A 10,342-nucleotide genomic window follows, 5' to 3' on the forward strand; every position below is an offset into this window, starting at 1 on the left:
CCTCTTCGTGAGCAAGCTCACTCCCACGGATTCGTGGACTTTCAGGATAATCCGGGGCTATGTGGGAGCGAGCTTGCTCGCGAAGAGGCTAGTTCAATCCCTGAAAATGCCCCACAAGAGCAGGGCATCCAAGGCATAAAAAAACCCCTGCATCGCTGCAGGGGTTTTTTATTGGGTCAGGGATCAGCCCTTGAACACATCATCCACGCTGGTCAGCGGGTAGTGCTTCGGATACGGCAGGGTGGCAACACCGCTCTCGATGGCTGCCTTGGCCACTGCATCGGCGATCAGGCCCAGCAGGCGGGTGTCCATTGGCTTCGGAATGATGTACTCACGACCGAATTCCAGTTTGATGCCGCCGTAGGCGTCGCTGACTTCCTGTGGCACAGGCAGCTTGGCCAGTTCGCGCAGGGCGTTGGCCGCGGCGATTTTCATTTCTTCGTTGATGCGCTTGGCACGAACGTCCAGAGCACCGCGGAAGATGAACGGGAAGCCCAGTACGTTGTTGACCTGGTTCGGGTAGTCCGAACGGCCAGTGGCCATGATCACGTCACTGCGCGTGGCGTGAGCCAGTTCCGGGGAGATTTCCGGATCAGGGTTCGAGCAGGCGAACACGATCGGGTCCTTGGCCATCAGCTTGAGGTTTTCAGCGCTCAGCAGGTTAGGACCGGACAGGCCTACAAATACGTCAGCGCCATCCAGCGCGTCAGTCAGCGAGCGCTTCTCGGTAGCGTGAGCGAACGCGGCCTTGTACTGATTAAGGTCGGTACGGCCGGAGTGGACAACGCCAGTACGGTCGACCATGAAGATGTTTTCGATCTTCGCGCCCATGCTCACCAGTAGCTTCATGCAGGAGATGGCCGCAGCGCCAGCGCCCAGGCAGACGATCTTCGCCGAATCGAGGGTCTTGCCGACGATTTCCAGCGCGTTGATCATGCCGGCCGCTGTCACGATAGCGGTGCCGTGCTGGTCATCGTGGAAAACCGGGATGTCGCACTGTTCGATCAGCGCTTTCTCGATTTCAAAGCACTCAGGCGCCTTGATGTCTTCCAGGTTGATGCCACCGAAGGTGATGGAGATACGTTTTACGGTGTCGATGAAGGCCTGTGGGCTTTCGGAATCGACTTCGATATCGAAAACGTCGATACCGGCGAAGCGCTTGAACAGAACGCCTTTACCTTCCATGACCGGCTTGGAAGCCAACGGACCCAGATCGCCGAGGCCGAGAATCGCGGTGCCATCGGAAATAACTGCTACCAGATTGCCTTTGCCGGTGTACTTGTAAGCCAGCTCGGGGTCACGGGCAATTTCACGCACGGGTTCAGCAACGCCAGGGCTGTAGGCCAGAGCCAGGTCACGAGCGGTTGCGGTCGGCTTGGTGAGTTCGACGCTCAGCTTCCCCGGACGAGGATTGGCATGGTATTCGAGCGCGGCAGTTTTCAGATCTGACATGTATTGGATTCCGCTTTTTTTACTGTGGGACAGACGGACCGCCGAGGATACGCAAGATGCATAGTCCTAACAAGACTGACCAGTCACTGCTGTCAATAGGCTCGGGCTTAGACTTTACGCTTAGAGACCTGAAACGTGAACACTCGGTCACGCTCGTCAGATCACCGGTTTGAAGGCCGCGTCTAGCGACGTGAAACGTCCAGCATTGCGGGATGGGTCAGTGGCAGCAGCCAGCGGGACTGCCCCGCTTCAAGGCCTCCGCGTCGGGAGCGATCGACGACCCAGCCACGCGCTTCGACCTGCTGCCCTTCGAGGCGCTGGAGCATCGCCTTATCGAAGGCACTCAGGTGGTCAGGCGCGACACGCAAGACCAGCGAGCCCTGCAACTCGATCCAGATACCACCGCGGTTGCGCTGCACACGCCTGACCTGACCGGACACAATCGCGAACCCGCTTTTATTCAGCCGGGTCGAGGACTGCACTGGCGAATTACGCCATACACCCAGCCGCGCCTGACGTGCCTGACGCTCCGCGCCCTGCTGGCAAGCGACCAGCCTGACATTGGGCGCAACGGCCACCAGATAGCCCAGCCCTTCGCTGAGCAACTGCGCCTCGAGGTTGGCGCCTTTACGGTCATAGACGTTGGCCAGCGTGCGGCCGTAATGATCCTTGCCCTGCTGACCGATACGCAAACCAACCTTGCCGCCGCTTTCATTCACCAGCGCCTGCAAGCGCTTTTTGGCAGCCTCGGCAAACGGTTCGGCAGACCGGCCTTTTCTGCCGGTTTCAGGCGTATTGAGCCCAATCATCCGCACGCTACGGCCATCGGTCAGCTTCAAGGTGTCGCCGTCGACCACACGCTGTACCTGTGCGACCGGCAACGAGGCAGGTGCCGGGCAGAAGGCCTGCGCGCCGGACACCCAAATCGCGGGCATAAAAAAGACGCCCACAAGGAGCGCCTTTTCAAGCAGTCTGGAGATGCCCATAGGGCAGCCAGTCTTACTTCGCTTTGGTAGCGCCGAACGCACCGAAACGGGATTTGAACTTGTCGACACGGCCGCCAACGTCAAGCGTCTTCTGCTTGCCGGTGTAGAACGGGTGGCACTCGTTGCACACGTCCAGGCTCAGAGGAGCGGCCAGGGTGGAACGGGTCTTGATGACATTGCCGCAGCTGCAGGTAGCGTCAATGGCTTCGTAAACTGGATGGATATCAGCTTTCATCGGTACTTCCTCGGTCTAACGCGCCGCCACTCAACACTATTGTTGAATACCGCACGGAAATAGGCTGCGGATAGTACCAGACAATTGCAACGACGCAAGCGAACCTTCACACCGGTCGTCTGCTAAGATCGCGCCTCCGTCATCACTTATCACCACAGGGAAACACCGCGTGCCCGACGCCATCCTGCGCCTTGCCCTGCCCTCGCCGCTTCGCCGCCTGTTCGACTACCGCGCCCCAGCGGGCGTGTCGCGCAGCGCCTTGCAGCCGGGCATGCGTCTGCGAGTGCCGTTCGGACGCCGGGAAATGATCGGCATTCTGGTGGAAGTGGTCGATCACAGCGAAGTGCCCGCCGACAAGCTCAAGCCTGCAATCGCCCTGCTCGACAGCGAAGCGCCGCTGCCACCCGCGCTGTTCAAACTGTGCCTGTGGACCTCGCAGTATTACCAGCACAGCCTGGGCGACACGCTGAGCTGGGCCTTACCGGTGTTGCTGCGTCAGGGCGAACTGGCCGAAAGCCGCCAGGAACGCTTCTGGCACGTTGCACCGGGTGCCAGCGTCGACGATCCGCGCATCGCCCGCGCGCCCAAGCAGCGCGAGGCCCTGACCACCCTTGCCCAGCACCCGCACGGGGTGGCGCATCAACTGCTCAGCAAGCTGATGCTCAACAAGGACAGCCTCAACCTGTTGCTGGCCAAGGAACTGGTGTACGTCGAGGTCCGCAGCCATGCACCCAGCGCACGCCATGAGCACTGGCTGGCCCAGCCTGAATTGCCGCTCAACACCGAACAACGCGCCGCTTACGAAGCGATCCGCGCCGGGTTCGACAGCTTTCATGCGTTCCTGCTGGCCGGCGTCACCGGCAGCGGCAAGACCGAAGTCTATCTGCAACTGATCCGCGAGACCCTCGAGGCGGGCAAGCAGGCGCTGGTGCTGATCCCGGAAATCAACCTCGGCCCGCAGACCCTGGCGCGCTTCGAGCAGCGCTTCAATGCGCGCATTGCGCTGGTCCACTCGGAGGTCAACGACCGCGAGCGGCTGGATGCCTGGCTGGCGGCTCGCGATGGCGAGGCGGACATCATCATCGGCACGCGTTCGGCGCTGTTCACGCCGATGAAAAACCCCGGGCTGATCATCATCGACGAGGAACACGATGGCTCCTATAAACAGCAGGAAGGTCTGCGCTATCACGCCCGCGATCTGGCCCTGGTGCGGGCGCGTCAGGAAAACATTCCGATTGTCCTGGGCTCGGCCACGCCGTCCCTGGAAAGCCTGCATAACGCCTACACCGGCCGCTACGGCCTGCTGCGCCTGAATCAGCGCGCGGGCGGCGCACAGCAGCCGCGTTTCATGCGCCTGGACGTCAAGAGCCGACCGCTGGACAGCGGCATCTCCGGGCCCATGCAGCAGGCCATCGGTCAGACGCTCGCGGCAGGCCAGCAGGTATTGGTATTCCTCAACCGTCGCGGCTTTGCACCCACCTTGCTGTGCCACGACTGCGGGTGGATGTCCGGCTGCCAGCGCTGCGATGCACGCATGACCGTGCACCAGCGCTCGGGCGAACTGCGCTGCCATCACTGCGGGTATGTCGAGCGTGTACCGCGCCAGTGCCCGTCGTGCGGCAAGGTGGATTTGCGCCCGGTAGGCGCGGGCACCGAGCGCGCCGAAGAGCGCCTGGCGATTCTGTTTCCGGACTACCCCGTGCTGCGTGTCGACCGCGACAGCACGTCGCGCAAGGACGCCATGAACCAGCTGTTCACGACGATCCAGCGCGGCCAGCCATGCATTCTGGTCGGCACGCAAATGCTCGCCAAGGGCCATCACTTTCCCCGGGTCACGCTGGTATCGATTCTGGACGCCGACGGCGGGCTGTTTTCCGGCGACTTCCGCGCCAGCGAGCGCATGGCGCAACTGATCGTTCAGGTGGCAGGCCGTGCCGGGCGCGCCGAAGAACCTGGCAAGGTGATCATCCAGACCCACCTGGCCGACCATCCACTGCTGATTCAGCTGACCGAGCAGGGTTATTTCGCCTTTGCCGAACAGGCCTTGAGCGAGCGCCGTTCGGCGGGTCTGCCACCGTTTTCACACCTCGCACTGCTGCGCGCCGAAGCGCACAAGCCGGGACAGGCCGAGGCCTTTCTCGATCAGGCCTGCAGCGATGCGGAGCAACTGGTTGCGCAGATGGCGCTGGGCGGCATTGAGCTGCTGGGCCCGGTTCCGGCACCGATGGAACGCCGCGCCGGACGTTATCGCGCGCAGTTGCTGGTGCAGTCCAGCGCCCGTGCGCCCTTGCATAAATTGCTTGCCACCTGGCTGCTCGCGCTGGAGCAAATGCCCAGCGGCCGGCAGGTCAGATGGTCGCTGGATGTGGATCCTGTGGATCTTTATTAAGTCACGCCGTTGGCAAGCAGGCTTGAGCAACGGATAATGCAGAGTTTTTCCACCCGCGCATCGAAGCGCCACCGCGCTTGCGGTCGAAGAGAGCACCATGAAAGACACGATTCGCCAGCTGATTCAACAAGCCCTGACCCGTCTCGTCACCGAGGGCGTCTTGCCAGAAGGGCTGACGCCGGCGATTCAGGTGGAAAACGCCCGCGACAAGACGCACGGCGACTTCGCCAGCAATATCGCGATGATGCTCGCCAAGCCTGCCGGCATGAAACCGCGCGATCTGGCTGAAAAGCTGATCGCCGCACTGCCGGCCGACGAGCAAGTCAGCAAGGTCGAAATCGCCGGGCCGGGCTTCCTGAACTTCTTCCAGAACACTGCCGCGCTGGCCGCACGCCTCGACGCTGCACTGGCCGACGCGCACCTGTCAGTCCGCAAGGCGGGCGCTGCACAGCGCGTGGTCGTCGATCTGTCGGCACCGAATCTGGCCAAGGAAATGCACGTTGGCCATTTGCGCTCGACCATCATTGGCGACGGCGTGGCGAACGTCCTGACGTTTCTCGGCGACACGGTCATTCGTCAGAACCACGTGGGCGACTGGGGCACCCAGTTCGGCATGCTGCTGGCCTATCTGCAGGAAAAGCCAGCGACCAGCGACGAGCTGTCCGACCTGGAAAACTTCTACCGCGCCGCCAAGCAGCGCTTTGACGAGTCCGAAGAGTTCGCCGAGCGTGCTCGTGGTCTGGTGGTCAAGCTGCAGGCCGGCGATGCCGAGTGCCTGGCGCTTTGGACGCGCTTCAAGGACATCTCGCTGTCGCACTGCCAGGAGACCTACGAGCGCCTTAACGTCAAGCTGACCCCGGCCGACGTGATGGGCGAAAGCGCCTATAACGATGACCTGGCCAATGTGGTCAACGACCTGAAAGCCACAGGCCTGCTGGTCGAGAGCAATGGCGCACAATGCGTGTTCCTCGAAGAATTCCGCACCGCCGATGACACGCCATTGCCGGTCATCGTGCAGAAGGCCGGTGGCGGTTATCTCTACGCCACCACCGACCTGGCAGCGATCCGCTATCGCAGCAAGGTGCTCAAGGCCGACCGCGTGCTGTATTTCGTCGACCAGCGTCAGGCCCTGCACTTCCAGCAGGTGTTCGAAGTGGCGCGCCGCGCCGGTTTCGTCCACGACGGCATGCAGCTCGAACACATGGGCTTCGGCACCATGAACGGCGCCGATGGCCGCCCGTTCAAGACCCGCGACGGCGGCACGGTCAAACTCATCGACCTGCTCGATGAAGCCGAAGAGCGCGCCTACACCCTGGTCAAGGAAAAGAACCCGGAAGTCGCTGAAGCAGAATTGCGCAGCATTGCCAAGGCCGTGGGTATCAGTGCGGTGAAATACGCCGACCTGTCCAAGCACCGCGCCAGCGATTACAGCTTCAACTTCGATCAGATGCTCAGTTTCGAGGGCAACACCGCGCCCTACCTGCTGTACGCCTACACCCGTGTGGCGGGCGTGTTCCGCAAGCTGGGCAGCGCGTTTGACGCCAGCAAGGGCCAGATTGTCCTCGCAGCGCCGCAGGAACAGGAACTGGCCGCACGTCTGGCGCAATTCACCGAAACACTGAACAACGTCGCAGAAAAAGGCACACCGCACGTACTTTGTGCTTACCTGTATGACCTTGCGGGTCTGTTTTCGAGCTTTTACGAAAACTGCCCGATCCTTGGTGCGGAAAACCCCGATCAGCAGCAAAGCCGTCTGCGTCTGGCTGCCCTGACCGGCCGCACCCTCAAGCAAGGCCTGGACCTGTTGGGTCTGGAAACTCTGGAGCGTATGTAAGTTGGCAGTTGCGAAGAAGAAACCGGCACCCAAGCGGGGCGCCAGCCGTTATCAGGCACCCGCGAAGAAGCCGATTCCAGGATGGTTGTGGCTGGCGATTGGCTTGACCGTGGGCGCATTCGTGGTCTTTTTGATGAAGCTCGAGCCCGGTGGCGAAGACGTCAAGCGGGTCAAGGCGGACGCCAAGGCCGCGAAGATCGCCGAGGCGAATAAAACACCACCGAGCCCGACGGCGCCGGTCAAACCGAAGTACGACTTCTACACATTGCTGCCGGAATCGGAAGTGATCGTGCCGAACGAAGCCGTGCCGGAGAAGACCCCGCCGCCTGTGGCACCGACAGCACCGGTCTCGCCGGAACAGGCAGCCAAGATCGACACGGCACGCGCCCAGGCAGCCCTCAGCGGCCTGACGCCTCCGCCAGCGCCACCGGTTGCGACCACCAAGCCGGCCGCGGTGACGACGTTCTTCCTGCAGGCGGGCTCGTTCCGCAAACAGGCTGACGCCGAGAAGGTTCGCGCGCAAATCATCCTGCTGGGCCAGACCTCTACCGTCGAGTCAGGCACTGTGAAGGATGAAACCTGGTACCGCGTACTGGTCGGCCCGTTCAGCAATCGCGAACAACTGACCACCGCCCAGAAACAACTGGCAAGCGGCGGATTTAGTAACCTGTTGTTGCAACAGCGCCAGAGCCGCTAGCTGAAACAGAGCGCGCAAAGCGCTCTGCGCTATAGGTGGGGGTGAGCTTGCTCACGAAGAGGCCGTTACAACTGCCGGAGATTTATGCCTCCGGCAGTCAGCTGCCAGTTATCCCCGCTGTTCATCCTCAAGGTTGAAATACTCACCCACACCCCCATATGAGTTTGCATCAGGGCATTTTCGCCCCGCAGTGTGGAGACTCTCCCTTGACCACCATCGTTTCAGTGCGCCGCCACGGTAAAGTCGTCATGGCTGGCGACGGCCAGGTTTCTCTGGGCAACACCGTCATGAAAGGCAACGCCAAAAAGGTACGCCGCCTGTATCACGGTGAAGTGATCGCCGGCTTCGCTGGCGCGACCGCCGATGCATTCACGCTGTTCGAACGCTTCGAGGCCCAACTGGAAAAACACCAGGGGCATCTGGTTCGTGCAGCCGTCGAACTGGCCAAGGACTGGCGCACCGATCGTTCACTGAGCCGTCTTGAAGCCATGCTGGCCGTCGCCAACAAGGACGCCTCGCTGATCATCACCGGCAACGGTGACGTGGTCGAGCCCGAGGACGGCCTGATCGCCATGGGCTCCGGCGGCGCATTCGCTCAGGCCGCAGCACGCGCCCTGCTGCTCAAGACCGACCTGTCGGCCCGCGAAATTGCCGAGACTTCCCTGCATATCGCCGGCGACATTTGCGTGTTCACCAACCACAACATCACCATTGAGGAGCAGGACCTCGCCGGCTAAGCCGCTGCTGGGCTGCACACCCTGTGGCCCCATCGACTTGCCCGCAACAGAGGACCGTGAATAACCATGTCAATGACTCCCCGCGAAATCGTCCATGAACTCAATCGCCATATCATCGGCCAGGACGATGCCAAGCGCGCCGTGGCCATTGCCCTGCGCAATCGCTGGCGCCGCATGCAGTTGCCTGAAGAACTGCGTGTCGAAGTAACCCCCAAGAACATTCTGATGATCGGCCCGACCGGTGTCGGCAAGACCGAAATCGCCCGCCGTCTGGCCAAGCTCGCCAACGCACCGTTCATCAAGGTCGAAGCCACCAAATTCACCGAAGTGGGTTACGTGGGTCGTGATGTAGAGTCGATCATCCGTGATCTGGCCGATGCTGCGATCAAGCTGCTGCGCGAACAGGAAATCGTCAAGGTGCGTCACCGCGCCGAAGATGCCGCCGAAGAGCGCATTCTCGACGCCCTGCTGCCACCGGCCCGGGTCGGCTTCAACGAAGACCCGGCGCAGAGCAGCGATTCCAATACCCGTCAGCTGTTCCGCAAGCGCCTGCGCGAAGGCCAGCTGGATGACAAGGAAATTGAAATCGAGATCAACGAAGCCGTTGGTGTCGATATCTCCGCGCCGCCTGGCATGGAAGAGATGACCAATCAGTTACAGAGCCTGTTTGCCAACATGGGCAAAGGCAAGACCAAGAGCCGCAAGCTCAAGGTCAAGGAAGCGCTCAAGCTGGTACGCGAAGAAGAAGCTGGCCGCCTGGTCAACGAAGAAGAGCTGAAAGCCAAGGCACTGGAAGCGGTCGAGCAGCACGGCATCGTGTTCATCGACGAAATCGACAAGGTTGCCAAGCGCGGTAATTCGGGCGGTGTCGACGTGTCCCGTGAGGGCGTGCAGCGCGACCTGCTGCCGCTGATCGAAGGTTGCACCGTGAACACCAAACTGGGCATGGTCAAGACCGACCACATCCTGTTTATTGCGTCGGGCGCATTCCATTTGAGCAAACCGAGCGATCTGGTCCCCGAGCTGCAGGGCCGCCTGCCGATTCGCGTTGAACTCAAGGCGCTGTCGCCACAGGACTTCGAGCGCATCCTCAGCGAGCCGCATGCGTCGTTGACCGAACAGTATCGCGAGCTGCTCAAGACCGAAGGTCTGAAGATCGAGTTCAAGCCTGAAGGCATCAAGCGTCTGGCCGAGATTGCCTGGCAGGTCAACGAGAAGACCGAGAACATCGGTGCCCGCCGCCTGCATACGCTGCTTGAGCGCCTGCTTGAGGAAGTCTCGTTCAGCGCCGGAGACCTGGCCATCAACCCTGACGCAGCGCCGATCGAGATCGACGCGGAATACGTCAATAGTCACCTGGGTGATCTGGCAGAAAACGAAGACCTGTCGCGTTATATTCTCTAAGCCACACGCGGTTGGCATTTCAGGCTGCAAGAGGTTGTTCACTCTTGCAGCTTTTTGCTTCTGCCCGACGCTTAAAACCCGAGACTGCAGCCATGCCCGCTCTGCCCACTGCCATCCAGTTGCACAAGGCCTCCAAGACCCTGACGCTGAAATACGCGCCGGATGAGGAATACCATTTGCCCGCCGAATTTCTGCGGGTGCATTCCCCTTCTGCGGAAGTTCAGGGCCACGGTCGGCCAATCCTGCAATTCGGCAAACTGGGAGTCGGCCTGACCAAGGTCGAGCCTGCCGGGCAATATGCGCTTAAGCTGACCTTCGATGACGGCCATGACAGCGGCCTGTTTACCTGGGAATACCTGTACGAACTGGCCACACGCCAGGCTTCGCTGTGGGAAGACTACTTGCAGGAGCTCGAGAAAGCCGGCAAATCCCGCGACCCTTCCGAACACGTCATCAAACTGATGCTCTGACCCCGCCTTACAGGTGTCCGTAAGAACACCATCGTGCCCATGTTCCGCGTGGGTATGCCGTTCTGAACGCTCTGCGTCATCCCTGAACACGGTTGCGGCGTAGATCTGTGACGCAGAGCGTCACCCACTGCATTCCCA

At 61.2% G+C, this 10,342-nt stretch carries 9 protein-coding genes; 6 read left to right on the top strand and 3 right to left on the bottom strand.

Translation table 11 applies throughout. The features are described 5' to 3' along the window. Nucleotides 1–183 precede the first annotated feature (183 nt). The 3 genes from BT119_RS06070 to rpmE all read right to left on the bottom strand — a co-directional run bounded on the left by BT119_RS06070 (nt 184) and on the right by rpmE (nt 2,673). Nucleotides 184–1,452 (bottom strand): malic enzyme-like NAD(P)-binding protein, encoded by a 1,269-nt coding sequence (locus BT119_RS06070; RefSeq protein ID WP_003365988.1) that lies wholly within the window; start codon nt 1,450–1,452, stop codon nt 184–186. A gap of 182 nt (nt 1,453–1,634) precedes the next feature. Further along, nucleotides 1,635–2,438, bottom strand: a complete 804-nt coding sequence (locus BT119_RS06075) for a thermonuclease family protein (protein ID WP_072365092.1) — start codon at nt 2,436–2,438, stop codon at nt 1,635–1,637. Nucleotides 2,439–2,451: 13 nt separating this feature from the next. Then, entirely contained in the window at nt 2,452–2,673 is a 222-nt protein-coding gene (gene rpmE / locus BT119_RS06080; protein WP_002551648.1) for a 50S ribosomal protein L31, read from the bottom strand. A 169-nt stretch (nt 2,674–2,842) separates the two neighbouring features. Here rpmE and BT119_RS06085 point away from each other — a divergent pair, with 169 nt between their 5' ends. The 6 genes from BT119_RS06085 to BT119_RS06110 all read left to right on the top strand — a co-directional run bounded on the left by BT119_RS06085 (nt 2,843) and on the right by BT119_RS06110 (nt 10,204). After that, nucleotides 2,843–5,062, top strand: a complete 2,220-nt coding sequence (locus BT119_RS06085) for a primosomal protein N' (protein ID WP_072365093.1) — start codon at nt 2,843–2,845, stop codon at nt 5,060–5,062. Nucleotides 5,063–5,159: 97 nt separating this feature from the next. Next, nucleotides 5,160–6,896 (top strand): arginine--tRNA ligase, encoded by a 1,737-nt coding sequence (gene argS, locus BT119_RS06090; protein ID WP_003432149.1) that lies wholly within the window; start codon nt 5,160–5,162, stop codon nt 6,894–6,896. Nucleotide 6,897: 1 nt separating this feature from the next. Next, complete coding sequence (locus BT119_RS06095) at nt 6,898–7,593, top strand: SPOR domain-containing protein (protein ID WP_002551645.1); 696 nt, start codon at nt 6,898–6,900, stop codon at nt 7,591–7,593. 206 nt (nt 7,594–7,799) lie between these two features. Beyond that, complete coding sequence (gene hslV, locus BT119_RS06100; RefSeq protein ID WP_003392345.1) at nt 7,800–8,330, top strand: ATP-dependent protease subunit HslV; 531 nt, start codon at nt 7,800–7,802, stop codon at nt 8,328–8,330. Nucleotides 8,331–8,396: 66 nt separating this feature from the next. Beyond that, nucleotides 8,397–9,734, top strand: coding sequence for an ATP-dependent protease ATPase subunit HslU (gene hslU, locus BT119_RS06105; protein ID WP_003365974.1), 1,338 nt, complete (start codon nt 8,397–8,399; stop codon nt 9,732–9,734). Nucleotides 9,735–9,826: 92 nt separating this feature from the next. Beyond that, the gene (locus BT119_RS06110) at nt 9,827–10,204 is read left to right on the top strand and encodes a gamma-butyrobetaine hydroxylase family protein (protein WP_003316640.1); all 378 of its coding nucleotides are present in this window, start codon (nt 9,827–9,829) and stop codon (nt 10,202–10,204) included. The last annotated feature ends 138 nt before the right edge of the window (nt 10,205–10,342 follow it).

Source organism: Pseudomonas sp. NFACC10-1 (assembly GCF_900119195.1).
Classification (GTDB): Bacteria; Pseudomonadota; Gammaproteobacteria; order Pseudomonadales; family Pseudomonadaceae; genus Aquipseudomonas; species Aquipseudomonas cerasi.